The organism is Granulosicoccus antarcticus IMCC3135 (assembly GCF_002215215.1).
Taxonomy (GTDB): domain Bacteria; phylum Pseudomonadota; class Gammaproteobacteria; order Granulosicoccales; family Granulosicoccaceae; genus Granulosicoccus; species Granulosicoccus antarcticus.
Genome location: NZ_CP018632.1, coordinates 2,864,276 through 2,889,959, shown reverse-complemented (window position 1 = coordinate 2,889,959; position 25,684 = coordinate 2,864,276). Strand labels below are relative to the sequence as shown.

General features: G+C 52.2%; 26 protein-coding genes. 18 read left to right on the top strand and 8 right to left on the bottom strand.

The window, feature by feature from the left end; translation table 11 throughout:
• The first annotated feature begins 69 nt into the window (after nucleotides 1–69).
• Nucleotides 70–945: a glutathione-dependent disulfide-bond oxidoreductase gene (yghU, locus tag IMCC3135_RS12540; protein ID WP_088917926.1), complete on the top strand. Its 876-nt coding sequence runs from the start codon at nucleotides 70–72 to the stop codon at nucleotides 943–945.
• Between the two features lie 147 nt (nucleotides 946–1,092).
• Here yghU and IMCC3135_RS12535 read toward each other — a convergent pair whose 3' ends face one another.
• Both IMCC3135_RS12535 and hemN read right to left on the bottom strand, forming a co-directional pair.
• A complete protein-coding gene (locus IMCC3135_RS12535) occupies nucleotides 1,093–1,581 on the bottom strand; it encodes a hypothetical protein (protein WP_088917925.1) in 489 nt (162 codons plus the stop codon).
• Nucleotides 1,582–1,885: 304 nt separating this feature from the next.
• Nucleotides 1,886–3,238: an oxygen-independent coproporphyrinogen III oxidase gene (gene hemN / locus IMCC3135_RS12530; RefSeq protein WP_205738020.1), complete on the bottom strand. Its 1,353-nt coding sequence runs from the start codon at nucleotides 3,236–3,238 to the stop codon at nucleotides 1,886–1,888.
• Between the two features lie 101 nt (nucleotides 3,239–3,339).
• Here hemN and fnr point away from each other — a divergent pair, with 101 nt between their 5' ends.
• Nucleotides 3,340–4,107: a fumarate/nitrate reduction transcriptional regulator Fnr gene (gene fnr / locus IMCC3135_RS12525; protein WP_088917923.1), complete on the top strand. Its 768-nt coding sequence runs from the start codon at nucleotides 3,340–3,342 to the stop codon at nucleotides 4,105–4,107.
• A gap of 20 nt (nucleotides 4,108–4,127) precedes the next feature.
• On the opposite strand, the gene IMCC3135_RS12520 is transcribed toward fnr, so the two are convergent.
• The 4 genes from IMCC3135_RS12520 to IMCC3135_RS12505 all read right to left on the bottom strand — a co-directional run bounded on the left by IMCC3135_RS12520 (nucleotide 4,128) and on the right by IMCC3135_RS12505 (nucleotide 6,997).
• Nucleotides 4,128–4,994 carry a DMT family transporter gene (locus IMCC3135_RS12520; RefSeq protein WP_088917922.1) on the bottom strand — a complete coding sequence of 289 codons (867 nt, stop codon included), beginning with the start codon at nucleotides 4,992–4,994 and terminating at the stop codon, nucleotides 4,128–4,130.
• 30 nt (nucleotides 4,995–5,024) lie between these two features.
• Nucleotides 5,025–5,291, bottom strand: coding sequence for a DksA/TraR family C4-type zinc finger protein (locus IMCC3135_RS12515; protein WP_088917921.1), 267 nt, complete (start codon nucleotides 5,289–5,291; stop codon nucleotides 5,025–5,027).
• Nucleotides 5,292–5,370: 79 nt separating this feature from the next.
• Nucleotides 5,371–6,399 carry an L-glyceraldehyde 3-phosphate reductase gene (gene mgrA / locus IMCC3135_RS12510; protein ID WP_088917920.1) on the bottom strand — a complete coding sequence of 343 codons (1,029 nt, stop codon included), beginning with the start codon at nucleotides 6,397–6,399 and terminating at the stop codon, nucleotides 5,371–5,373.
• A gap of 94 nt (nucleotides 6,400–6,493) precedes the next feature.
• On the bottom strand, nucleotides 6,494–6,997 hold the full coding sequence (locus tag IMCC3135_RS12505; protein WP_088917919.1) for an MOSC domain-containing protein: 504 nt from the start codon (nucleotides 6,995–6,997) through the stop codon (nucleotides 6,494–6,496).
• 293 nt (nucleotides 6,998–7,290) lie between these two features.
• On the opposite strand from IMCC3135_RS12505, the gene IMCC3135_RS12500 reads away from it, so the two are divergent.
• The 11 genes from IMCC3135_RS12500 to IMCC3135_RS12455 all read left to right on the top strand — a co-directional run bounded on the left by IMCC3135_RS12500 (nucleotide 7,291) and on the right by IMCC3135_RS12455 (nucleotide 18,340).
• Nucleotides 7,291–8,373, top strand: a complete 1,083-nt coding sequence (locus IMCC3135_RS12500; protein WP_088917918.1) for a DUF6152 family protein — start codon at nucleotides 7,291–7,293, stop codon at nucleotides 8,371–8,373.
• Between the two features lie 108 nt (nucleotides 8,374–8,481).
• On the top strand, nucleotides 8,482–8,940 hold the full coding sequence (locus tag IMCC3135_RS12495) for a hypothetical protein (protein WP_157735947.1): 459 nt from the start codon (nucleotides 8,482–8,484) through the stop codon (nucleotides 8,938–8,940).
• 10 nt (nucleotides 8,941–8,950) lie between these two features.
• On the top strand, nucleotides 8,951–9,439 hold the full coding sequence (locus IMCC3135_RS12490) for a hypothetical protein (protein WP_088917916.1): 489 nt from the start codon (nucleotides 8,951–8,953) through the stop codon (nucleotides 9,437–9,439).
• A 22-nt stretch (nucleotides 9,440–9,461) separates the two neighbouring features.
• Nucleotides 9,462–10,139 (top strand): HupE/UreJ family protein, encoded by a 678-nt coding sequence (locus IMCC3135_RS12485; protein WP_088917915.1) that lies wholly within the window; start codon nucleotides 9,462–9,464, stop codon nucleotides 10,137–10,139.
• An 8-nt stretch (nucleotides 10,140–10,147) separates the two neighbouring features.
• Nucleotides 10,148–10,819, top strand: a complete 672-nt coding sequence (locus tag IMCC3135_RS12480; RefSeq protein ID WP_088917914.1) for a hypothetical protein — start codon at nucleotides 10,148–10,150, stop codon at nucleotides 10,817–10,819.
• Nucleotides 10,806–11,885: a PepSY-associated TM helix domain-containing protein gene (locus IMCC3135_RS12475; RefSeq protein WP_088917913.1), complete on the top strand. Its 1,080-nt coding sequence runs from the start codon at nucleotides 10,806–10,808 to the stop codon at nucleotides 11,883–11,885. Before IMCC3135_RS12480 ends, IMCC3135_RS12475 begins: the two co-directional genes overlap by 14 nt.
• A 201-nt stretch (nucleotides 11,886–12,086) precedes the next feature.
• Entirely contained in the window at nucleotides 12,087–13,340 is a 1,254-nt protein-coding gene (locus tag IMCC3135_RS12470; RefSeq protein ID WP_205738019.1) for an RNA-guided endonuclease InsQ/TnpB family protein, read from the top strand.
• A gap of 163 nt (nucleotides 13,341–13,503) precedes the next feature.
• A complete protein-coding gene (gene msrA, locus IMCC3135_RS12465; protein WP_088921820.1) occupies nucleotides 13,504–14,094 on the top strand; it encodes a peptide-methionine (S)-S-oxide reductase MsrA in 591 nt (196 codons plus the stop codon).
• Between the two features lie 229 nt (nucleotides 14,095–14,323).
• On the top strand, nucleotides 14,324–17,221 hold the full coding sequence (locus IMCC3135_RS12460; RefSeq protein WP_169727454.1) for an FAD-binding and (Fe-S)-binding domain-containing protein: 2,898 nt from the start codon (nucleotides 14,324–14,326) through the stop codon (nucleotides 17,219–17,221).
• Between the two features lie 118 nt (nucleotides 17,222–17,339).
• A complete protein-coding gene (locus tag IMCC3135_RS34035; RefSeq protein ID WP_157735946.1) occupies nucleotides 17,340–17,810 on the top strand; it encodes a hypothetical protein in 471 nt (156 codons plus the stop codon).
• A 74-nt stretch (nucleotides 17,811–17,884) separates the two neighbouring features.
• Nucleotides 17,885–18,340, top strand: coding sequence for an Lrp/AsnC family transcriptional regulator (locus IMCC3135_RS12455; protein WP_169727453.1), 456 nt, complete (start codon nucleotides 17,885–17,887; stop codon nucleotides 18,338–18,340).
• Here IMCC3135_RS12455 and IMCC3135_RS12450 read toward each other — a convergent pair.
• Nucleotides 18,273–19,286 (bottom strand): extracellular catalytic domain type 1 short-chain-length polyhydroxyalkanoate depolymerase, encoded by a 1,014-nt coding sequence (locus tag IMCC3135_RS12450; RefSeq protein ID WP_157735945.1) that lies wholly within the window; start codon nucleotides 19,284–19,286, stop codon nucleotides 18,273–18,275. The two genes, IMCC3135_RS12455 and IMCC3135_RS12450, sit on opposite strands and share 68 nt — an antisense overlap.
• 279 nt (nucleotides 19,287–19,565) lie before the next feature.
• Here IMCC3135_RS12450 and phbB point away from each other — a divergent pair, with 279 nt between their 5' ends.
• The 5 genes from phbB to IMCC3135_RS12425 all read left to right on the top strand — a co-directional run bounded on the left by phbB (nucleotide 19,566) and on the right by IMCC3135_RS12425 (nucleotide 24,510).
• Entirely contained in the window at nucleotides 19,566–20,309 is a 744-nt protein-coding gene (gene phbB / locus IMCC3135_RS12445) for an acetoacetyl-CoA reductase (protein ID WP_088917909.1), read from the top strand.
• Between the two features lie 460 nt (nucleotides 20,310–20,769).
• Nucleotides 20,770–21,168 carry a phasin family protein gene (locus IMCC3135_RS12440; protein ID WP_088917908.1) on the top strand — a complete coding sequence of 133 codons (399 nt, stop codon included), beginning with the start codon at nucleotides 20,770–20,772 and terminating at the stop codon, nucleotides 21,166–21,168.
• A 130-nt stretch (nucleotides 21,169–21,298) separates the two neighbouring features.
• Nucleotides 21,299–21,967, top strand: coding sequence for a hypothetical protein (locus tag IMCC3135_RS34710; RefSeq protein WP_205738018.1), 669 nt, complete (start codon nucleotides 21,299–21,301; stop codon nucleotides 21,965–21,967).
• A gap of 126 nt (nucleotides 21,968–22,093) precedes the next feature.
• Entirely contained in the window at nucleotides 22,094–22,576 is a 483-nt protein-coding gene (phaR, locus tag IMCC3135_RS12430; RefSeq protein WP_088917907.1) for a polyhydroxyalkanoate synthesis repressor PhaR, read from the top strand.
• A gap of 128 nt (nucleotides 22,577–22,704) precedes the next feature.
• A complete protein-coding gene (locus IMCC3135_RS12425; protein WP_205738017.1) occupies nucleotides 22,705–24,510 on the top strand; it encodes a PHA/PHB synthase family protein in 1,806 nt (601 codons plus the stop codon).
• Between the two features lie 138 nt (nucleotides 24,511–24,648).
• Here IMCC3135_RS12425 and IMCC3135_RS12420 read toward each other — a convergent pair whose 3' ends face one another.
• Complete coding sequence (locus tag IMCC3135_RS12420) at nucleotides 24,649–25,650, bottom strand: aldo/keto reductase (protein ID WP_088917906.1); 1,002 nt, start codon at nucleotides 25,648–25,650, stop codon at nucleotides 24,649–24,651.
• Between the last annotated feature and the right edge of the window lie 34 nt (nucleotides 25,651–25,684).

Sequence of the window (25,684 nt, the reverse complement as noted above, 5' to 3'; positions counted from 1 at the left end):
GAGCTCCTGCTACAGTCTGTCTCTCTATTTGAGTGCTTCTTCAAACTCCAACGCAGAACAAACAGAACAATGAGCGATTTACCTGATTACACCCCACCCAAGGTCTGGACCTGGGATGCCGCCAGCGGCGGTAAATGGGCCAGCATCAACCGTCCGATTGCAGGTCCTACACAAGACAAGGAACTGCCGATCGGCAAGCACCCGCTGCAGCTCTATTCAATGGCTACACCCAATGGGGTGAAAGTAACCATCATGCTCGAAGAGCTGCTGGCGAAGGGCATCAGTGCCGCCGAATACGATGCACATCTGATCAAAATCGGTGACGGAGACCAGTTCGGCAGTGGTTTTGTCGACGTCAACCCGAATTCGAAAATTCCTGCTCTGATGGATCACACCACCACGCCTCCTACCCGGGTTTTCGAGTCCGGCTCTATTCTTCTGTACCTGGCAGAAAAATACGGGGCATTCCTGCCGACAGATTTTGCCAAGCGCACCGAGTGCATGAACTGGTTGTTCTGGCTCATGGGCAGTGCCCCCTACCTTGGCGGCGGCTTTGGCCATTTCTATGTTTACGCGCCGGTAAAGATTGAATATTGCATCGATCGGTTCACCATGGAAACCAAACGCCAGCTTGATGTTCTGGATCGCCATCTGGCAAACAATGAGTACATGGCAGGCGACGAATATTCCATCGCCGATATGGCCATCTGGCCGTGGTATGGCGCATTGGTGCTGAACACTGTTTATGAAGCAGCTGAATTTCTGGACACCCCTTCATACAAGAACGTCATGGCATGGGCCGAACGAATCGCTGAGCGTGAAGCCGTTAAGCGTGGTCGTATGGTCAACCGCACGTTTGGTGAGCCTTCTTCTCAGCTGCATGAACGCCACGATGCCAGCGACTTTGATACGAATACACAGGACAAACTCGCCCCGGAAGCCTGAGCTGGTCGGGCAGAACCTGACGGATCAGTCAATATTTTGAAGCGGTAGCACGCCGGCCAGCCTTGTCATGAGGCTGGCCGCTGAGAGCCCCCACCCTCTATCCCATATGCTCACAAGAACCGACAGCTCAGTTTCATGAGATAGGTGTCAACGCGGTACGGGGTTCAGCTGAGCGGAAATTCGGGTCATTGGCTCACCATCTTTTATCCTTTCAAATTCCAGAGATAAGCCAGATTCATTGAGCGAGCGCTTGTATACCTGTACTTCGTAACCACCGCCATCAAGAATATACAACGCCGATACCGTCAGTGTCGTGTCATCCAGCCCTGCCCATACATAGGGGTTTCCGTCCTTGGCGATAGGATCGTAGGGCACAGTATGTCCAAATACATCGGTTTTCATTGCAGATACAAAAAGGCCGGGCCTGGAAGACGGGTAGAAATCAATGGAAGGCGCACTCTTTTTCTTCTGCCCGTCGGCAGTGTGAATCACGGTCGTCCAGTTGACCGAAAAGCCGTTCTTCTCCAAGGGCTGGATAGATACCGTCAGGTCACGATCGGCAACCTCGCCTCTACCTTCTGGTGATTCGCTTGTTCCGGTGTACTTACCGTAAAACGGTTCTAATTGTCCAGACAACCGGGATACTGGTTCAACTTTGCAACTAAGCAACGAGAAACACGCAAGTACCATTGAAAGTCGTACCAACCATGTTCTAGCCATATACATACCTCACACGGCACGGTAGCCGGAAAAAACAGGCGGCGTCCATTGCATTTGGTGATACATACGACGTCTAGTCACTATTCTATCAGCGACCCGCCAGAACATTGCTTCAGTAATTCGACTACTGAGAGTTTGTACCCGATCGTCTGTCGCTGGATACCCACACCGATACCTACTGATGTCACATATCTGGGTCAGCTTCCCGGGAGGCGCAGGACTAAAGCACCTTTGAATAACGCGCCCTTGACTTTTGATCGCTCAGGTAACGATCGAAGCAGGCACTGATGAGACGCAGCGCCTCACGCCGGCCCGTTGCCGTTACCACGATGCGGCTTGATTCATCATCAACCATACCGGCTTGCATCAATGGCTCCAATGCCAACAACTCTTCGGCAAAATACTGATTGAAATCAATCAGGTAGTTAACTTCGAAAGTCTCCTTGTCGACTTCTCCCTGGCACATGATGGCCATGATAATCGCCCGTCTGAGCATATCGTCGCGGGATAGCTCAAGGCCCCTTTGAGTCGGCAATATGCCCTGCGAGATACAGTCGTTGTAATCGTTGGTACTCTTTTGATTCTGACTGTAACAACTGCCAATGCGACTAATGGAACTGGACCCCAGAGCGACCAGGTCACAATCTGGCTGTGTTGTATACCCTTGAAAATTCCGGTGCAACAGGCCGTTACGATGCGCCTTTGCCAATGGGTCATCCGGCAAAGCATAGTGATCCATACCGATATACTCGTAACCTGCCGCTTCCAGCCTTTCATTGGCCATCCGAAAAACAGCCTGACTGGTTGCAACGTTCGGCATGTCATTGATACTGATGAGTCGCTGCGATTTGAACACTAAAGGCATGTGTGCATAGCTGTACAACGCGATTCGATCGGGACGCATGGCAATGACAGAGTCGATCGTTTTCTCGAACCCGGCCAGTGTCTGCCTGGGCAAGCCATAGATGAGATCGAAATTGGTCGATTCAAAACCCAGTGACCGGGCTCGATCCAGAACAGATTGCACCAGTGTTTCAGGTTGCACTCGATTGATGGCCGTTTGCACCTGACGATCAAAATCCTGCACCCCCAGACTGATACGGTTGAAGCCAAGCTCGCTCAACAGCGCCATTTTTTCATCATCAACCGTGCGTGGGTCCACTTCTATGGAGTATTCACCGGAAGATGACAGCGCATAATGCTCACGAAGAGCACTCATGAGTATTCTCAGCTCTCTTTCTTTCAAAAAGGTTGGCGTGCCACCACCCAGGTGCAGTTGCAACAGGCGTCGATCACCTCCAAGCCTGGCGTCTACCAGCGACAACTCTGCCACAAGATGTCTCACATAGCGTTCGGCCTTCTCGTAATTGCGAGTAATCTTCTTGCTGCACGCACAGTAGTAACAAAGAGCACTGCAGAACGGGATGTGAACGTAGACCGACAGCGGTACCGCCGGACGCATTTCCCGAGCTTGCAGATGCCGGATATAGTCTTCCGGCCCGAAAGCCTCGACAAATCGGTCAGCTGTAGGATAACTGGTATATCTAGGGGCACGAATGTCGACTTCTTTCATAATGGTACTATCACCGAAGTGGTCAAATTCGGATTTGATTAATGTCAACGATCTTTCGATCAATGACGAAGGGCTTAAAGACATGAGCGACGTATAGGAACATGAACAATCCCTCGACCCAGTGCAATGAGTGCCCTCAGATACACGTCCACAAGCCTCTCACTGACGCCTGCGCCACCTGTAGCCTCCGAACCCTGTGCGTGCCGGGTGGAATTCCAGCCACTGATCTGGCAAAACTCGACAATCTGGTGTCAATGCGCAAACGGATCAAGCGAGGAGAATACGTATTTCGTGTCGGTGATGATTTCAATTCACTGTATGCCGTGCGAGCCGGTTTTTTCAAAACACGCATCACCTCCACCGATGGGCGTGACCAGATAACCGGCTTCCAGGTTCCCGGCGAGCTACTCGGCTTTGAAGGCGTAGCAACAGAGCAGCACGGGGTCGATGCCATTGCTCTGGAAGACAGCGAGGTCTGCATCCTTCCCTACACCGACCTGGAACGCATCGCCCGCGAGTTCCCACCTTTGCAGCACCAACTACACCGCATCATGAGCCGTGAAATCATGCGCGAACACAATGTCATGCTGTTACTGGGCACCATGAAGGCCGAAGAGCGCGTAGCAGCCTTTCTTCTGAATCTCTCGGAACGTTATCGCCATCTGGGGTATTCCTCCGTTGAGTTCGTGCTACGCATGACTCGTCAGGAGATTGGCAGCTACCTGGGTTTGAAACTCGAAACTGTCTCACGCACGTTTTCCAAGTTTCACGAACAAGGGCTGATAGAGGCGCAAGGCAAACAGATAAAACTGATAGACATGGGGCAGTTGCGCCAACTGATCAATGCTAACAAGCAAGTCCTGAGCTGAGTCAGACCCTTCCCTGCCGCTCACACCACGCGGCGAGTCGTCATCCAGACACCGATAGCAGCCACAGCCATACCGAGCCAGGCCAGTGAACTCATGTGCTCATCCAGAACCAGCCAGGCGATGAGCGCAGAGACTGGCGGCACCAGAAAAAACAAGGCGGACACACGCGTAGCCTCACCTCGACGAATCATCATCAGCAGCAAACTGATGGCAAGCAGGGAGTTACCCAGTACCAGGTAGGCCAGTGCAAACAGAAACGGCACAGTCACCTCAATATGCATGGGCTCAAATAGCAACGCCAACGGCAAGGTACCCGCAAGTCCCACGGTGTACTGAACCATGTTTGACGTCAACGGATGATGCGCAACACCAAAACGCTTTTCCCACACCGTCGCTATCGTGAACGCAATCAAGGCAGATGTCGAGAATACCAGCACCGTCAGGCTGATAGGTTCGATCCCGGCATTGCCCGCCAATACCAGACTGGTGCCTGCAAGCCCCAGAGCGAGGCCGAGCCAGCGTTTGATAGACACCCGCTCGCTGGACATCATCGGCATGATCAAGGCGACCAGAATGGGTTGCAGTGAGGTGATCAGTGCCACGGTGCCTGCCGAACCGCCCTTGTAGAATGCCATCCAGGCCGTACCAAAATAGGCAACCTGTATCAGAAACCCTACCAGGGCAAGGTTCAACCATTGCTGCCTGCCCTTGGGCAAAGGCGGCTTGATGATCAGGCAAAAAGGCAGCAATATCACGACAACGCAGGCATAACGCAAGGCGAGCAACGTTAGCGGATCAGCGTCGCTGATGCCTATCTTGGCCACAGTGAATCCACCCGACCAGAGCAGTAAAAAAATACCCGGGGCACAGGCAATCAAAATCTTCATCAATAACTCTCAGAATACCGTGCCGCCCGATCAACGCAGCTGGCTGTCCTTGCTGCCTCGCCGGTTGAAGCCGGCTTGCTCGCTGCGATGCTCGTCAGCATTTTCCTGACAGGTTACACACAATCGAACACCACTGACAGCACGCCGACGAGCCTCCGGAATGGGCTCTCCACATTCCTCACAATCAACCAGACTCTCACCCTTGTGCAGTTGTTGCCGAGCCCGATTGACGGCCTCATCGACACTGGCATCAATCTGATCCTGTACAGCCCCATCTTTTGACCAACCACCCGCCATGACCTGACCCTCTAGATTGAATTAGAGCGGTGCACTCACGCACCGCCCCTACCATCATCCAGTGAAGCGACCCCAGAGATCAGGACTCTGAAGATTTTGCCCAGAGGTTAATATCCTCTTCATTCGCACTCGCATCAATAGCTGTCAGCTCCTCTTGAGTAAATTCAAGGTTGTTGACAGCGGCTGCACACTGCACCACCTGCTCAGGCTTTGAGGCACCAATCAACGCTGTTGTGATGCCTTCGTTACGTAGCACCCACGCAATCGCCATCTGCGCCAGGCTCTGACCCCGACCAAGTGCTATTTCATTAAGGGCGCGAATACTCTCTACCGCTTTTTCGGACACAAATGACTTTTTGAGAGACTTCCCCTGAGTGGCACGACTGCCTTCGGGAATGCCGTTGAGGTACTTGTCTGTCAACATCCCCTGCGCCAATGGTGTGTAGGCGATCGAGCCGACACCCAACTCCTTGAGAGTATCTTTCAGACCATCTGTCTCGACCCAGCGATTGAGAATGTTGTAGCTGGGTTGATGTATCAGGCACGGAGTACCCAGGCTTTTCAAGATGGCTACCGCCTCGCGCGTCCGTTCCGAATTGTACGATGAGATACCCACATACATGGCTCTGCCGGATCGAACGATATGATCCAGCGCACCCATGGTTTCCTCTAATGGTGTATTGGGATCAAAACGGTGTGAATAGAAGATATCCACATAATCCAACCCCATGCGTTTCAGGCTTTGATCACAAGAGGCAATCAGATACTTGCGGCTTCCCATCTCACCATAGGGTCCGGGCCACATGTTGTAACCGGCCTTGGAGGAGATGATCAGCTCATCTCGGTAGCCTTTGAAATCACTGGCCAGGATCTGACCAAAAGCTGTTTCAGCAGAGCCCGGTGGCGGGCCGTAGTTGTTGGCCAGATCAAAGTGCGTGATACCCGCATCAAAGGCGGCATGACAAATGGCACGCTGCGTCTGGTAGGCAACATCGTGGCCGAAATTGTGCCAAAGCCCCAGAGAAACGGCCGGCAGCAGCAATCCTGAATGACCGCAGCGACGATACGGCATAGTTGCATAACGATCGTCAGCAGGTTGGTAACTCATGGCTTGGTTCCTGAATTTATTAGAGTGACGCACACATCATACTGAACTGTGAGTTGTCTGCCCTGCCTGTCATATTTCTGCCGACTCGCCCAGCTCAGGGTTCTGATGCATCAGCATGCGACTCAAGCATGATCACGGTATCGCCCTTTCGCAAGATTCCGTCCTGCAACACGCGGGCAGTCATGCCGCCATGACCCCGTACGGCGTTGTACCCGCCCTCACCCAGTAGTTCTTCCATCCGGCTACAGGGGTGACAGGCACCTGTGATTTCCAGTATGACCTCGCCTATCTGGCAATAGCGGTTTTTCAATGCCAACAGATTGATGCCACTGACAATGAGGTTGCGACGCAACAACTCTGGAGCTATCTCCTGCCTGCCCAGAAAGCCGGCAATTGCTGGCAGGTGTTCAGCCTGCAACAAGGTTACGTGCCGCTCCCCGGTACGTCCGGCATACCGATCCCCCTCAAGCCCACTTGCGCTGCAAGCCCTCACTTCATTCAGCTCAGTCATGGGCGTACGGCGAACTGTGCGCACACCGATCCATTCGACACGACCTTGCTGAGGCAAGGTATTCAGTAGTTCTTTTAACGTTCTCATAAACAGGTATTGGAATCGGTTGCTGGAATTATGACTCGTTCAAGTGACCTGTAGCGGCCTAGCTCTGCAAGTCCAGCCCAGAATCATGACGCAAACCAATTGTGCAAATAATATGTATTTAATTAATATCATAGATATTATGTTGCTAAATCACTAATTATCGTTTTAAATGATGCTCAGTGTCGAACGCGTCCGGTATTTCTCTGGAAAAGAGACAACAGGAAGCAATGGCTCGACGCTCTCTACACCCGGCTAAAAACCACCGATTTCCAGTTGATTTCAGAGGAATAACGATGCGTAAGAAACTCATGATTAGTGCGATTGTCGCGTTGTGTGGGGGGACTGCTCTTCCCGCTGCAACCTACGCTCACCACGGCGTCAACGGACAATTCGACTTGTCGCAGACTCTGACAAAAAAAGGCGTAGTCACCAAGGTCAGATTCGCGAACCCTCACTCCTATGTCTATTTCGACGTGCCTGAGGCAAACAACGAAGTCGTCAACTGGCGCTGTGAGTTGCGCTCCGGCAGCCTGCTGAAACGCAAGGGCTGGAAAACGTCCATGTTCGAGGTCGGCACGGAAATCGAGATTTTCGGTTCTCCTGCGCGCACCGAACCCACGACCTGCTATACCGAGTCCGTTACATTCAGCGATGGAAGAACGCTCATTCGTTACGGTGAAATCGGTGACAACGGCGAGTTCATCAATCCGGAACAGGACGAGGCTCCCACAGGCGACGATAAAAAGACCGATAGTGCTACAGCCACCGATGGGGCATCCATTGTTGGCGAGTGGGGAGAGCCCATCCCCAGTGGTCCACCAGCGGCTTATGCAGGTCCGGCACCAGCCTTTGTATTAACCCAGGCAGCCCTGGATATATCCGGCAACTGGACTTCTGAAGACAATCCGCGTTTCAGCTGCCAGCCCACCAATATCATTCTTGATTACCGTTTTGACCAGATGGTCAACAAGATCGAGCAGACACCAACCGAGGTGACCTTGACCTATGGCTTTATGGATACCAAACGCACTATTCATATCGACGGTGACTTTCCAGAGCAGATCGAACCTACGATGGCCGGTTATTCGGTGGGTAAATGGACAGGTAACAAGCTTGACGTCATGACCAAAGGTTTTTCTCCGGGCTTTCTCGAAGTGATCGGCGGCCGTACTGAACGTACCGTGCCCTACAGCGAGCAGATGGAAATCGCCGAGACTTTCTATGTTGATGACAAGAACGAGTTGGTGCATGAATACACCATCACCGATCCGGTCTACCTTGCAGAGCCCAATTCGCACTTGCAGAAGTCCGTCAAAATGGATGGTCAGTATGCGCCATTCAACTGCGATGACCTGACCGTCGAAGAAGGACGCTAGAACAGTGATCCCACTGTGGATCCCCTCGGGATCCACAGCTCTCATCAAAACATCTGAATATACGGACAATATGCACCGTCAAGCAATGCGTGTCGCAAGAGATGGCTTATGGACTTTTTACTAGCGTTAGAGGATTCCTCCATCGGGATGATGATTTCATCATCCATCTGGGGTTATCCAATAGCCCTCTCCCTGCATGCATTGGGAATGGGCGTTCTGGTCGGTATCTCCGTCATGCTTGCATTACGCATCCTCGGGTTCGCCGACGCGATCCCCCGATCGGCAGTCATGCCGTACTGGCGACTTGCGCAGGCAGGCTTTGTAGTCAATCTGATTTCCGGCACTGCTCTGTTCATGGGTAGTGCAACGTCGCTCGGTTATAACTGGGCGCTTTATGCAAAGTTCGCCTGCCTGTTTCTTTCACTCTTTCTGACCTACCGAATGGTCAAGGTCGGGTATCGAACCCAGAGTGATGTCACCAAAACGGATCGACGCCTGGCAATTGCTGCAATCTGTTCATGGGTCGTCACGATCATTTTCGGCCGCCTCATCGGCTACATATTCTAGGAGCTGACCGGTGGAAACAATCATTGAATTACTGAGCAATTCTGCGCTTAACCAGTTCATCACCAGCCATAGCTGGGTTTGGCCGACGTTGGAGATGTTTCATTTTCTCGGACTGTGCCTGCTACTGGGATCGCTATTGATCGTTGACCTGAGCGTTATTGGATTTGCTCCCAACATTTCCCTGAGACTGGTCGACAAATTCATCATTGCAACGCTGATCGGATTTGCCATCAACCTCATCACAGGTGCACTTTTTGTCGTGGGCGATCCGGGGCGCTACTTCATCAACATTGCCTTCAGGATAAAAATACTATTTATCATCATCGCCGGTCTGAACGCCCTCTACTTTACTTTCAAGGTGCGTCCAAAAATACAGGCCGGAGCCAATAACTTCAGTGATTTAAGCCTCAATGCCAAACTGTCGACAGGCTTGTCGTTGTGCCTGTGGACCAGCATCATCGTACTCGGCCGCTTTATCCCCTACGTAGAAGACTTGTAGGACTGAAGTATCCATACTGCCAATGAGACTCCTCAATAAACTCTTGTCAGCCGCACCCATTGTGTGGCTGATGTTTGCCTGCAGCCCTGCTTACGCCCATGGTGTAGCCAGTGGTGATCAGTCTTTTCTGGCCAATGCTGAAGGGGTGCATATATTCCCCTATATGTACCTGGGTGCCAAGCATATGGTCACAGGCTACGATCACCTGCTTTATCTGGCTGGTGTGATCTTCTTTCTGAGGGCCTTCAAGGATGTGCTGAAGTTCGTCAGCCTGTTCGCCATTGGTCATTCCATTACCTTGCTGTTCGGCGTGCTTTCCGGCATCGATGTCAATGCCTATCTGATCGATGCCATCATCGGCCTGTCGGTTTGCTACAAGGCTCTGGAGAATCTGGAGTCTATCAATTTTCTCGATCCACGAATTGCCGTGTTCGGTTTTGGACTTGTCCACGGCCTTGGCTTGTCCACCAAACTGCAAGACATCAGCTTGTCTCAGGATGGTCTTGTGGAGAATATGATCTCGTTCAACATCGGGGTCGAACTGGGACAGTTTATCGCACTGACGCTACTTATCTTGTTATTCGGATGGTTGCGAGGCCTGCCTGATTTTCCGCGGATTGCTCGCTCTACCAACATTTTTCTCTTTGGCGCCGGACTCTTCCTGTTTGGCATGCAAAGCATCGGTTTCTATTTCAGTTGAGCTAAATCATGTCGAAGTCATCACAGCGAAAAAAATCCAATGGCCCAAAACTTGTCATGGCTGCTGCCGCGGCAGGGGCGCTACTGGTCATGTTCGTATTGCCAGCAGAGCACGGCGTAGACTTGACAGGCTTCGGCAAGCTGACCGGAATCAACGCTCTTGCCAGCACTACCGTTGAAAAAGCGGGCACTGATTTCGGACAGAACCTGAGTTTCAATGTTGAAGAGTATGACCTGGAAGCCGAGGAGATCAATCGCTCTATTCGCGGCATGCTAAAGCTGGAAGATGCGCCGTTCATGTCTGAAACAATCGTATTGGAGATAGATGACCTGGGCGAGATTGAACACAAATTCATTATCCCCGAGAATTCCACGCTGGTCTATTCATGGAAGCTACTGAACCCGGAAGGTGACGGGGTGTTCTATGAGTTTCACGGCCATCCCTCAACAGCGGATGCCAGCAACTATCCGGATGGTTTTGAAATGGCCTACAGCAAGGGCGAAGGCCGTGGCCAGAACGGATCCTTCACGGCAGCCTTCCCTGGCTACCACGGCTGGTATTTCATGAATCTGGAAGAAGGCCCTATCCAGATCGAGCTGACCGTAAGCGGCTATTACAGTGAACACAAAGAGATGTATCGCGCAGTGGACGGCAAGGTCATCAACAATGTTGAGTTCTAGCGCCCGTTTTATCCATGCATGGATGGGGGCAATTCTGGCCCTGCTGCTGATTCTCATCGCCTCAACAGGTACGGCTCTGATCTGGAAAGACGCCTATGTTCGCCTGGCGTTTGCACAACAGGCACAGGGGCTGGATCGCAATGTGAATGATTTGCTCAGTATCGTTGAATCAAGTGAATCCGCATTTGGTGCTCATACCATCAACCATATCCGCTTTGGGGACGAAAACGTTGGAATCAGCCGTATAGATCTTGTCAACAAGCATGCCGCTTATATTGCGGCAGATGGCAGTGTGCTTGAAGAGTGGGCTCCCAATGGCCGTCCGGAAGATTGGCTACTGGACCTGCACCACCGATTGCTGAGCGGCACCGCCGGCCTGTATGTCGTCGGCGCTGCAGGTCTGGCATCACTGCTCATGATCCTGGCCGGGCTTGTGGCCTATTGGCCCAAACGCCGTCACTGGCGAGTAGGACTTATTCCCCGAAAACTCATACGTCCACACATTCTGCTCAGTCATCGCAATCTGGGTTTTTTGTCGAGCCTGCCCTTTGCCATCGTTCTACTAAGCGGCGTGGTAATCACATTCCCGGACACATCAAGATCGTTCTTCTATTCCCCGGAGAGTGATACGTATGGGGCTGATTTTGGTGAAGGAGTGGATGCGCTCGACGGTCAAAGCGAAGCCGTTTGGGAGCGGGCATTGGGGCGAGCCATGACAGTATTTCCACAGGCCCACATCACAGGCCTGGTCTGGCCCAGCGCCGCGGAGGATAAAGTCATTCAAATGCGTACGACAAGTGAGTGGGCCGAGCACGGCAACAGCCGTGTACACATCACTGCATTTGACGGCATGATGGGCTTGCGCGTTGATGCGAGCACATCCTCATTAGGAGAAAAAGCCTATCAGGCGATGCGTACCGTACATACGGGCGGGTTCGATGGCTGGCTCTATGATGTATTTCTTTCAATCATCGGTATTGGCATGACCTACATTGGCCTGAGTGGGTTTACAACCTTCATCAGCCACCGTCTGCCGCGTTCTCGCCGGAAGGCTGCCAGCAAGTAATTTACCCCTACGCGCGGAAAGCCCCGTCCTTCAGGGCGGGGATGGATAGCGCTAGAGGCGAAGCCTCTTGCTCGCCTAGCTCGAAGGTTTCTCTTCCCTGATTCGATAGTAATTATACATTCCTGCATGGCTGTATATAAATACAGTATATTTTGAGTATCTGTGGCATGATCTCTATCGGTCCAGTGTATTCTTCATTCCATGGAACGTCTACAAGCCTTCAAATTCGAGCTACGCCCCAATGGTGAACAAACCCGCCAGCTGTGGCAGTTTGCAGGCAGTTCTCGGTTTGTCTACAACAAGGCATTGGCACTTCAGCAAGAGAACCATAAGGCCGAACTGAAGTACATCAGCTATGTCCAGATGTGCAAGAGCCTGACAACCTGGCGTAAAGATCTAGACACGCTGTGGCTTCAACTCGCACCCGCTCAAACGCTGCAGCAATCGCTCAAAGATCTTGATCGGGCCTATCAGAATTTCTTTGCCAAACGCGCTGCTTTCCCTAAGTACAAAAAGAAAGGCCGAGGGAATAGCTTTCGCTTTCCGGAACCCAAACAGTTCAAGCTTGATCAGGCCAACAATCGTATTTTTCTACCCAAGTTAGGCTGGATGCGCTACCGAAACAGCCGTAATGTCATCGGCACGCTACGTAATATCACCGTCAGTGAGCGAGGGGGTAAGTGGTTTTTTTCTGTCCAGACTGCACAACAGATTGAGACTCCTCTACACCCATCCACAACAGCGATTGGTCTCGACTTGGGCATCACCGTTTTTGCAGCACAAAGCGACGGTGTCATTCATTTGCCGAAGAACAGTTTTGCACAACTTCGACGACAATTGGCACGCGCACAGCGAGCCCTGGCTCGTCGGTGCAAGTATTCCCGCAATTGGAAAAAACAGAAAGCGAAAATCGCCCGCCTGTATATTCGAATCGCCAATGTCCGAGCAGACTACCTGCATCAGAAATCACACCTCATTAGCCAAAATCACGCGGTGGTGTGCATCGAAGACCTCAAGGTCAGCAATATGTCTCGTTCGGCTTCCGGTACCCGACAAGATCCAGGAAAAAACGTCAAGGCGAAATCGGGCCTCAATCGAGCAATTCTCGATCAAGGTTGGAGTGAGTTCCGTCGACAGTTGGGCTACAAGCTCAAGTGGGCAGGTGGTGATCTGATTGTGGTGTCAGCTCAGTACACCAGCCAGCAATGTTCAAGCTGTGGTCACATAGCGCAAGAGAACCGCAAAATTCAGAAGAGCTTCTGCTGCGTCTCTTGTGGACATGCAGAGAACGCCGATGTCAATGCGGCAAAGAATATCGTAGCGGCGGGACACGCCGTGATGGCCTGTGGAGGGGACGTCAGACCTGAATTGCACGAACATGCAGTTAAGGCAGCCCCAGTGAAGCAGGAACCCACGGGGCGGCCTTCCGTCGAAGCGATTCAGGCATGTGCTTGAACGCCGTAGGAATCCCCTTTCTTCAGGAAGGGGAGGATGTCAAAAATGTACCCACCTCGACTGGGCTAATTGAGAGTCTGTTCCGGCATTCAGAAGAACTACCTTGGCTGTAGGCGGTCTGTATCACTATGAGATCCATTGCAACCGACAGCCGGAACCGTTGATGAAAAGCACACTTGCCAGTCTATTTCTTGCCGCAGCCTCTGTGCTGCCCGTCGCCGTTCACGCCGACACCGCTGTTCTTGCAGGCGGTTGCTTCTGGTGCATGGAGAAGGACTTCGAATCACTCGATGGTGTCAGTGAGGTAGTCAGTGGATTTACGGGCGGAACTGCCGAGAATCCCACCTACCGTGGAGACCACACTGGGCACTATGAGGCGGTGGAAATCACCTATGACCCGGATGTTGTCAGTTACCGGGACATTCTCGATCACTTCTGGGTCAATGTTGATCCCTTTGATGCGAACGGTCAGTTCTGTGACAAAGGACCCAGCTATCTGAGCGCCATCTTCACCTCAGACGATACAGAGCTGGAACTGGCAGAGCAGACCCGTCAGCTTGTGGTGGAGCGCTTTCCCGACCAGAACGTCGTCACCCCTATTTTGCCACTGACCACCTTCTACCCCATCACGGGTAATGAGATTCATCATCAGGATTTCTACAAGAAAAGCCCGATCCGCTACAAGGCGTATCGCTACAGTTGTGGTCGGGACCGACGCCTTGAGGCCATCTGGGGTGAGGATGCAACCGTTTAGCCCTCACATTGACGACTACTCAAGCGATCCTGCCATACAGGTAGCTGCCAAACGATAGCATCAGGGGTGCAATGGTACGGATAATATGGACAAAACAGGCTTGGGGTGTCAGAGTTCCTTGCACCCCTGCCTGTAGACATTAAAGTAGATGCGACAATCTCGCATGCATGACTGGCAGATACACACCCAGACCTTCTGCCCCAGTACACCGGGCAGACACGATCCAACGATGCCTCACAACAAAACCCACCACACAAGACTTGCCCCCTTCCACTCCGCACTCATGTCGACACTGGAAGGTGAGTGTGATTTCTCCTCCGCAGGGGTTGCGCTGTACACCAGCGATGCGTCCAACTATCGACAGATTCCACTCGGTGTTGTCTACCCGAGAAATGCTGAGGACATCCATAAGGTAGTCGCGCTTTGCCGTGAACATGATCTACCGGTTCTGATGCGTGGTGGTGGCACCTCCCAGAACGGGCAATGCGTCAATGAGGCCGTCATTCTTGACTGCTCACGTTTCATGACCCGCGTATTGTCCATTGATACCGACGCTCGCTGGGCACTGGTTGAGCCTGGCATCATCTGCGATTCACTGAAGGCGGCTGCCGAAGTTCACGGCCTGACGTTCGGTCCCGACCCCGCCACACACAGTCGTTGCACGCTGGGTGGCATGATCGGTAACAACTCCTGCGGACCGCATTCCATGCTGGCAGGCAAGACTGTGGAAAATGTTCTTGAACTGGAAATTCTGACCAGCGAAGGCGAGCATTTCTGGGTAGGGCCCACCAGCGAGGCAGAGCTGGACACCATCATCGCAGGTAGTGATGCCCGAGCGCGCATCTACCGCCAGCTCAAGGAACTGCGTGATGAGTATGCGGCAGACATTCGGGAGCGCTATCCTAATATCAAACGGCGCGTGTCCGGCTACAACCTTGATCAACTACTGCCTGAGAACGGCTTCAACGTGGCACGTGCTCTGGTGGGCTCGGAGGGGACTTGCATCAGCATTCTGCAAGCTCGTCTGAACCTCATTGAAAACCCTGCGCACAAGCGTCTGGTGGTGCTGGGCTTCAGTGATATCTACATTGCCGGTGACAGTGTGCCGGAGTTAATGCCGTTCAAACCCATCGCCATGGAAGGGCTTGACTGGAACATCATCGGCGGCTTGCAGGCACGCAAGCTCAAAGAACGCGAAGTTGCCCTGCTGCCAGAGGGACGTGCCTGGCTACTGGTGGAGTTGGCAGCAAGCACTCTGGAGTCACTCGAAGAACACTGCAGCACCTTTGTCCAGGCAATGCAGAAATCCAGCAGAGTTCTATCAGTACTGCAAGTACCGGACGCAGGCGATACAGCTGCCTTATGGAGCATCCGTGAGCAAGGCGCTTCGGCCACCTCCATGAGTCTTGACCCACATGCCCCCGACCCTGTCGTCGGTTGGGAGGATACGGCCGTCGACCCTATGCAACTGGGCAACTATCTACGCGAATTCCAGGCACTCGTCGATCGCTACGGCTATACCACCAGCCTGTATGGACATTTTGGCGACGGTTGCATACATGCACGTATTACCTTTGATACGCGCTCGACTGAAGGCGTTGCGCAGTGGCGTAAATTCAGCCAGGAAATTGCCCACCTGGTGGTGAAGTTTGGTGGATCCTTGTCAGGCGAACACGGAGATGGCCAGGCCAAGGCCGAGTTTCTGCCCATCATGTTCGGCGATCGCCTTATGGAGGCATTCAGGCAGTTCAAGAGCATCTGGGATCCGCAAAGGCGCATGAATCCGGGAAAGCTTATCGATGCCTACCGCATGGATGAGAACCTGCGTTTCGGACCAGACTACCAACGTCCCGATATCAGTACGACACTCAATTTCGTGGAAGATCTGGGCGGTTTTGCCCGATCCTCGGAGCGCTGTATCGGCATGGGAAAATGCCGGTCTCAGTCCGGAGCCATGTGCCCAAGTTACCAGGCAAGTGGTGAGGAACGCTACTCCACTCGTGGCCGCGCACATCTGTTACACGAGCTGGTTCGTGGAGAGCTGATTACCGACGGCTGGGACAATCCGGACATCGCCGATTCTCTTGAACATTGTCTTTCCTGCAAAGCTTGCAAACATGAGTGCCCGACACAAGTAGATATTGCTTCCTACAAGTCTGAATTCATGGAAAAACACTACGACCAGCGACGCCGGCCTCTGCATCATTACGCCATGGGATATATAGGTACCACCTTGCCATGGTTATCCAAAGCCCCTGCTTTGACCAATCTGTTGCAAAAAGGTCCACTAGGCGCACTGGCTAAAAGAGTACTGGGCATCAGTCAGGAAGCATCGTTGCCGGTACTGAGCAGCCAGTCCTTCGGACAATGGGCCCATCAGAATGCTGATCGACATGATGACTATTTCAACTGGTTTGGTGATGCAGCATTACCTGCCGCGGTACTTTGGGCTGACTCTGTCAATTCCAATTACCATTCACATATTCTGATCAGCGCCACCAGAGTCCTGCAAAAAGCAGGTTTTCAGGTCGCTGTCACCCGTGCACATTTCTGCTGCGGACGCCCGTTGTACGAGTATGGGTTTCTTGAAAAGGCACGCCAGCAACTAAGCCAGATGCTTGATCACTTCTATCCACACCTGCCCCATGCAGCCCCGGTTGTTGTCATCGAACCATCTTGCCTGTCGGTTTTCCGAGATGAGATGATTCGACAATACCCGTCAGATCAACGCGCCGCAGATCTGCACGCCCGTGCCATGACCCTGACTGCGCTGTTAAGCCAGCGAGACACTCCAGTGCAAAGAACCTTGCCCACCGGGCTCATGCACCTGCATTGTCACGACAAGGCCTCTGGCGAGCAGCATGAACGCGACTGGATGAAAAAATGCTTCGATTCCTTGTCAGAACCTGAAAGTAGCTGCTGCGGTATGGCAGGAAGCTTTGGCATGCGGGAAAAAACGCGCCACCTGGCGCAGACTCTGTTTTCACGAGCACTCAAACCTGCCCTGGATTCGTGTAGCGAAGAGACAGTCATCGTGGCCAACGGATTCAGCTGTCACAAGCAAATCAATGATTACACGCAAGAGCACCTTCTTCACCCAGTACAGGTTCTGGAGAAATGTCTGTAGATTGAGCAAACAGTGAATTCCGAATTGCCAGATTCGACTAAAGTTTCTGAACTACCACGCCGCTATCCGGTCTGTAATGAACCCGATTTAAGCGGACTGGTTTTACTCAACACGCGCGATGGCCAAGGAATTATCAAGCACTGTCAGGCACTTCCTGCGCACGCAGGTGTTGCGCTCAGACTACATCATTGTTGGAGAGCAGCCATCAATGGTGACTCGCCTGCCCTACGAGCAGAAGCTCGAGCGCGTTCACGATCTATGCATTCGTAACGGTTACCGGACGGCACCTGAGTGCGAGGCAATTCGCCAGCGTCTCTACGAGAGTCAAAACAACACTCACCATCCGGCTGCCTTGCTATTGACCCAATCCTATCTACCGAATTGTGTCGTGGAGGCCGGCCAGCAGGACGAGCTTCAATTACTGCGTTTGACGCGCAATCTGGAAAGGCAAGCCAGACAACTGCCGGGTAACTCTCGTCACTTTCAGTCAAGCACATTGGAATGGAACGCCCGTTCTTACCTGATGTGCCTGCCGCTGGACATTCACTTTCTGCTGGTAGAACACGACGGTGCATTGCTGGCTGCCTGAATTCCAGCAAAAGAACAGTGTCACCACGTCCAGTGAACGCCGCCTGCCGGTCTGCTTGCAGGCATAATTCCACCATGGACCGATTTGACAAAGAACTGCTAAGACACCTGCAAGCCGACGCATCCATGAGCAATGCTGCCATAGGCGATCGCATTGGATTATCTGCCTCTCAGATTTCCCGGCGACGCACGCGGCTGGAGACGCAGGGCGTTATCAGCCGCTACCGTGCCGAACTCAACCCAGCCTCCGTTGGCTTGGGACTGGACGCTTTCGTGAAGGTTCGACTGCACTCCCACAGCAAGGCATCATCAGTCAATTTTCGCGAACTCGTGAGTTCACTCGCAGCTGTTCGTCTTGCCTGCGCCATTACCGGCGATGCTGACTATCTGCTGCATGTGCGCTTGAAGGACTTGCAAGCTCTGGCAGCCTTCATCAATGAGCAACTGCTCGCCCATCCGGACGTCAACGAAGTACGCTCAGATGTTGTTCTTGAGCTACTAAAGGACGACAGTACGATTCAACTGGACTAAGGGCCTGTTGTGAGGCGCTGAAAAACGCACAAATGAGTTCGGACACATTCGGCCCCTCAGTCGTACTGTACTTTCCGGCATTACCTCCGATCCAGCCATGTTTGATACCCTCCACCGTAAAATAACCGAGTCGAACACGGCCTTCATTATCAGCGTACTGAGCATATCGCCAAGGCGTGTTTTGCGTTTTTCCACTGGCAGTTTCTGTCGGCTCATCACTCAATGAGGTTGCCGTTCGCCAGGTTTGCGCAAGGATTTCAGATGCCTTCAGATCTACTTGCTTATCCGCCGCAGACTGGATAATCAACAGATCCGGCGCCTCGCACACCAGTGCTCTCTTCAACAGGCGGTTCAGCATCATTATTGGCTTGTATTTCACGGGCACGAATTTGGCGTACTTGACAGCCCTCGCACTTTCACCAAAAGCCAAACCGGCGACACTGGCTCCACTTTTCCACACATCACTATAATTAGCCAGAGCCACAACACTCATGGCGGCGCCGGCAGACAGACCACACACATGCAACCGGTCCTGATCGATCGCATAATCGCGGCTGACAGCGGAAACTATTTGCAATAGATCCCCCACTTCACCTGATCCACGAATGCGTTGCCGATGCATCCACCAGCCCCAGCAGTTTCTGGATCTGAATGCGGTGTGGCTGGTGATACTGGGGTAGACCACGATAAAGCCTTCCCTGTCGGCAATACGATCCAAACCGGCAACAACCTGAATCTCCAGATGACTCTGCTTACAGCCGTGCAGTGCCATGACCATGGGCATGGCTGTTTGACCGTCGTAACCTGCGGGAAGATATACGCGATAGTCACGACTACGACGAATCTGACCAGCAGATTTGGGTAGCACCAAGTCAACAGAACGGCCTTTCGGCGCGATGCTCGTATCCTGACTCAATAAGGCATCGATATTGGAGGTTACACTCACTATAATCTTTGTCCGAGCGATTTGCCGTTGCATGAACATCAAGGATAGACGATATGCACAGTGCAGCATTTTTGAATTATAAAACAGTGTGTCTATAATGCAAAAATCGACTCATTTAGTGAAAATAGGGGGTTATTTGTGAACAATGAGGGGTTATTTGTACATTTTATTGCTTCACATCAAAGTTCACACGGTACGAAAAAAATAATTTCCAGTATATTGCAGTGCAGTATTTACACCAATAACATCGTCAATCGCGCATCCGAAGGAAAGTAAACCATGAGTGAAACCATCGTTCTGATTACCGGAGGAACTGGTGCAATCGGCACAGCTCTTTGCAGACAGTTCAGCTCGGAAGGCTATAAGGTTGTAGCGAACTGCCACCCCACTGATGTCGAACGCAGCACTGCAGTCATCAAGACGCTGAAGTCGGAAGGTGTCAATGTCCAGCTGCTTGCCTTCGATGTCACCGACGCGGCGGCCTGCCAGACTTCAGTGACAGAGATTGAAGCCAACATTGGCCCAATCAGCGTCCTCGTCAACGCCGCTGGTATTACACGAGACGCAAAGCTGGTCGACCTGGAACCTGCTGAGTGGTCATCCGTTCTGAGAACCAACCTGGACGGTGTCTACAACGTCAGTCGCCCGGTGATTACTCCCATGATCGAGCGTAAATATGGCCGAATCATCAATATATCTTCAGTCAATGGGCAACGTGGACAGATTGGGCAGACCAACTATTCCGCCGCAAAAGCCGGCATGACAGGCTTTACCAAAGCCCTGGCCCGAGAAGTGGCCCGTGATGGCATCACGGTCAACAGCGTATCGCCAGGCTATGTGCAATCCCCCATGATTCAGGCCGTACCAGAAGCCGTTCGCGCAAAGATCGTCAAACAGATACCCGTCGGTCGCTTTGCCGAACCCGAAGAGATCGCGCGTGCAGTCAGCTTTCTGGCCAACACCGATAGTGGCTACATAACAGGCACCGACCTGTCAGTGAATGGCGGCTACCACATCGGTTAAGCAGCTGGCTTGTGTTCGCCGGATAACCCGCTTTCGAGCCAGCGGGTCGGCGGACAAGGGCTGTGTTTCGCCGCCCCAGAATAAGACCGAGAGTCCCACGCTCCTGCTTGTAACGCTCCTGACGCCCCGTTTCCAGTGCTGGTAGAACCGCTGTAGAACCGCCTCTCACCTGCAATTTTCCTCGTCTCCGCAGCCCAAGACTTTTCTGCACTCTGGGCACAAGAACAATAATGCCTGAGCGGTGCAACATAGAGCATTGTTCATAGCGAAAATCCTCTGATTTACATATATTCACAATACCTGTGAACATTGCAAGTATCTGTTTTTATTAAATTTTAAAAAAGCCCCCTATTTTGTTAAAAATAGTTGCCGCCAGATGTTGCATTGCAAAATATTGATCTCTATACTGCACTGCAACAAGACAGACAACTGTCCTTCACTACCAACCCGGAGCTAGACCATGAAAAACGTAACAGAAAGCATGAACGACGTAACTGAAAACATGAAAGAAGTAACTAACAAAATGACTGAGCAGTTCAACCAGATGATGGGCGGCATGCAAACTGGCGGCTTCGAGCCAATGCGCGCTTTCGCCACTGTTACTGCTGATGCAATGGAGCAAGTTGCTCGCAAGAACTACGCAATCGCTGGTGACGTACTTGAATTCTCTGCAAAGCAAGTTCACCTGCCACTGTCCAGTGATAACCTGAACGACGTTACTTCTGCACAAACTGCTGAAGCCAACGCTTTTGTTGAGCTGATGAACAGCCGTGCCAGTGAGTACTCAGAAATGACTCAGCAGTTCTCTGCCAAGTTCAAAGAAGCATCTGAAAGCCTTTCAGCTTCTTTCAGCAAGTAATTTTTCTGTTGACGCTGCACTGCAGCGTCTTGAGCATCACGCATAGTTAGTCACTGTGCGTCTAGGCTACCCGAGTGATGCTCTATCACCGGGTAGCCTGGTTACAACTTATCTATACGTGGAGTCACAGATGAAATCTGTAAACGAACAATTTGCAGAAATGCAGAAAAAAGCACTCGCCAGCCTCGAGCCAATGCAGAACATGAACTCTGTAGCCGCCGAAGCTTTTGAGCGTATTGCTCGAAAAAACTACGACCTGATGGGTGATCTGGTTGATTACGCGGTAACTCAAGTCAAGACTCCGAATAATTCCAACCCTCAAGAAACTTACGAGCAACGTGTCGTTGAGACCAAGGCTTTCGCCGAAAAAGTCAACGCACGTGCTGCAGAATATGTTGCTCTTGCTGGTGAACTAGGTGATATGGCCAAGTCCAAGGCTGCAACTCCTAAAGCCGCTGCTCCTAAAGCTGCCGCGCCTAAGGAAGCTACTGCTCCTAAAGCTGCCGCCGCCAAGGAAACTGCCGCTCCTAAAGCCGCCGCCGCCAAGGAAGCTACTGCTCCTAAAGCTGCCGCCGCCAAGGAAACTGCCGCTCCTAAAGCCGCCGCCGCTAAGGAAGCTACTGCTCCTAAAGCTGCCGCAGCCAAGAAAACTGCCAGCCCTAAAGCTGCTGAGCCGAAGACAACAGCTGCCCCTAAAACTGCAGCGCCAGCCAAAGCGGCCGCTAGCAAGCCAGCTACTTCAGCAGCTGCTGCCAAGAAGAAGGCACCTGCCAAGAAAACAGCCGCTAAAGCGAAGTAGTCATATTACCAACGAGCGGTTAGTCCTGCAAAAGCGAGTTTAAGGGTTGGGTTCCAGTAGTTGACGGGGCACCCTGCCCACTCGCGCGTGTAGAATGTTAGTTTCTCTAATTTGTAGCAGAGTGTTGTGAAAGCCATAAGAATAATAAAAAAGTACGCGAATCGTCGTCTGTATGACACAGAAGCGAGCAAGCACGTCACCCTGAAAAATATTCGGGAGATGATCGTCGATGGCATTGACATCCAGATAGTCGAAGACACGAGTGGAGAAGATATTACTCGTGCCCTCCTGCTCCAGATAATTGTCGAGCAGGAACAGACAGGCGGCCAGCCCATTCTTACCGAGCTGCTCCTTGCCCAGTTGATTCGCTTCTACGGCAATCCCATGCAAGGCATGATGGCCGAGTATCTTCAAAAAAGCGTCGGCACCTTCGTCAGCCAGCAACGAACCGTGCAAACTCAAATGCAGGATATGCTGTCAAACACTCCCATAGACACTATGAGAGAATTGGTAACCAAGAATATGAAATCCTGGGAAACCATGTTTGTTCCCGTAGGTGACGAAAATACCGATGGCAGAGACGGTAACGGCGAACACAATAAGGAATAAAAAGGATCTCAAGGATGCTGTCCGGCTTATCGGCATCCGGGAATCTTACGACGACAGGGCTTCTTCCTGGATGGTACGCCGTATTTTTTCATCAGCTCTAGCATCTCGCAACGACACAGAGAAATATAGTGACCGATAAAGAAGACCGCATGCAGGACCAGATGGAAGACATCACTCGCTCATTTGCCGATATGTGGCAAAAGAACACCACCATGATGAGCGACTTGTTGAACAAGTCCCATCAGATGGCAACACAGTCCATGGACCCGATGAAGGGCATGGATCCGATGAATGTCGGACCCGCGTTCAACAGCGCGACAAAGTTAATGGCCAGCGATCCGATGAAGCTGATGCAGGCCAATTATGAGCTCTGGAAAGAGCACGTCGAGCTGATGCAGCAAGTCATGAAAGACCTGATGAAAACAGGTGCTGGCAGCGATGGAGCTGACAAGGGCGATTACGATCGCCGGTTCAAGCATGAGGCCTGGACCAACAACCCCATGTTCGATTACATTCGCAGGTCGTACCTCATCACGTCCCGATGGATGGTCAACACCATGACGTCCATAGAGGGACTCAGTGAGCAGGACAAGAAAAAGATCGTATTCCATTCTCAACTGCTGGCCGACGCCTTTTCTCCATCCAACTTTCTGCTCACCAATCCTGAAGCCATTCGCACCATGTTCGACACAGGTGGTCAGAGCATCATGAAGGGGCTGCAGAACCTGCAACGTGACCTGGATCCTAAAACCAGTCAGCTCACCATCATGATGAGCGATCCCGATGCGTTTACGCTGGGTGAAAACATTGCAACGACACCGGGCAAGGTGGTCTTTCAGAATGAGCTCGCTCAACTGATTCAATATGAACCGACGACCGATAAGGTTCACAAGCGACCGCTGGTTATTGCGCCACCCTGGATCAACAAGTACTACATCCTTGACCTGCAACCCAAGAACTCATTCATTGCCTGGGCAGTGTCACAGGGATACACGGTTTTCGTCATCTCCTGGGTTAACCCGGATGCTGAGCTGGGTAACAAGACATTTGAAGACTACATGCAGGAAGGCATCCTGGATGCACTCGATGCTGTTGAAGAGGCAACTGGCGAACGTGAAGTGTCCATGATCGGTTACTGCATTGGCGGAACACTGCTGAGCGCAACCCTGGCATACATGGCAGCCACGGGTGACGATCGCGTCAAGGCAGCGACCTTTTTCGCATCGCAAGCCGATTTTTCTGAAGCAGGTGATCTGAAGATCTTCACCGATGAGGCTCAAGTCAACAACCTTGAGCGCATGATGGATGAAAAAGGCTATCTGGACGGCAGCTCCATGTCCTCAACCTTCAATATGTTGCGCGCCAACGACCTGATCTGGTCGTTCTACGTTGACAACTATCTGCTGGGCAAGGAGCCGATGAAGTTTGACCTGCTGTACTGGAATGCGGATTCAACCCGTATGCCGCGAAAGACACATCTGTTCTATTTGCGCGAAATGTACATCAACAATAATCTCTCGAAGCCAGGCGGCATAAGTTTGAAAGGAATTCCCATCGATTTATCGAAAGTGACAATTCCAGTTTACCTGCAGGCTGCCAAGGAAGATCACATCGCCCCCTACCCCTCAGTCTTCAAATCCACAGGGCTCTATGCCGGACCTGTTCGCTTCATGCTGGCAGGCTCAGGTCATATTGCAGGTGTCATCAATCCTCCTGCGGCCGAGAAATACAATTACTGGATCAACGAAGATCAACCCAAGGATCTGGACGCCTGGATGGAAGGTGCTGAAGAGTTCAAGGGTTCATGGTGGACAGATTGGGACAAGTGGCTGGCTCCACTTTCCGGCAAGAAGGTTGCCAAGCGCATTCCTGGCTCAGGCAAACTGGACGTGATTGAACCTGCACCAGGGTCTTTTGTCACCGTAAAAAGCTGACAGAACACAGGATTGGCAGAACAACTTGATCTCCCCGTTTTAGCCTTCCAGTCAGACACAACAAGAAGCCCCGTCCAGTACGGGGCTTCTTGCATTTCAAGACAAGGAATTATGCCTTAGGGATCGTGAAACAATCCCTTAGCCCGGTAAGGGGGCGTTTTCCGCAAGTAGTTGCGCATTTTGCAGATCACTCCAGAGACTGGCTGGTATATCCAGCTGGAACCAGTCCAGGATCTGTCGCATATCACTGCGTGAGCGCGGTCCCGGAATGACACTGGCAACCTGGGTGGCCCCCAACGGGAACTGCAATGCAGCTGCCGGCAACGGCACACCGTGGGACTGGCAGATCTCGTTGATCCGACGCACTTTTTCGACGACGTCTGCCGGTGCCTTGGCATAGTTCCAGGTTTCTCCACCAACCAGAATACCGGAGTTGAATGGACCTCCCAGGATAATGGACGTCTCTGCTTCAGCACAGGCTGGAAACAACTTGTCCAGAGGTGCTTGCTCCAGCAAGGTGTAACGTCCAGCCAACAGGAAAGCATCCCAATGTCCGTGTTCCATTGCCTGAAGACAAACTTCCTGCTCGTTGACTCCCAGGCCTATCGCCTTGATATCCCCTGCTCGTCGTAACTCGTCCAATGCACGGTAGCCTCCTGTCATGGCGTCATTGAACAACGCCCTGTTTGCCTCTTCACCGTGTTGCATGGCTCCGATATCATGTAACAGAAGAATATCGATACGACTCACTCCCAGCCGCTGCAGACTGTCCTCGTAGGAACGCATGACGCCCTCGTAGGAGTAATCGTAAATCTGGTGAAACGGGAAGCTGCCCGGCCACTCTCCTGCTGATGAGTCCGTCGGGAAGCCTGGAGCAAGCAACCGACCGGCTTTTGTTGAAAGAACGTAGTCATCCCGGTGACGAAGCCCATTACCAACGAAATGCTCAGAGCGTCCAAAACCATAGAATGGCGCGGTGTCCACATACCCGACCTTGTTTTCAAGTGCCTCGTCAATAGCACCGGCGATATCGACATCCTCGACGGGCCTGTGATTACCGGCCATGGCCGCACACCCCAGGCCAAGCTCGGTTACCGCAATGGAGGTATTACCAATGGGACGTGTTGAAAATTCAGGCATGAAACTGACACTCTTGAAACGGGCGTCCAACCAG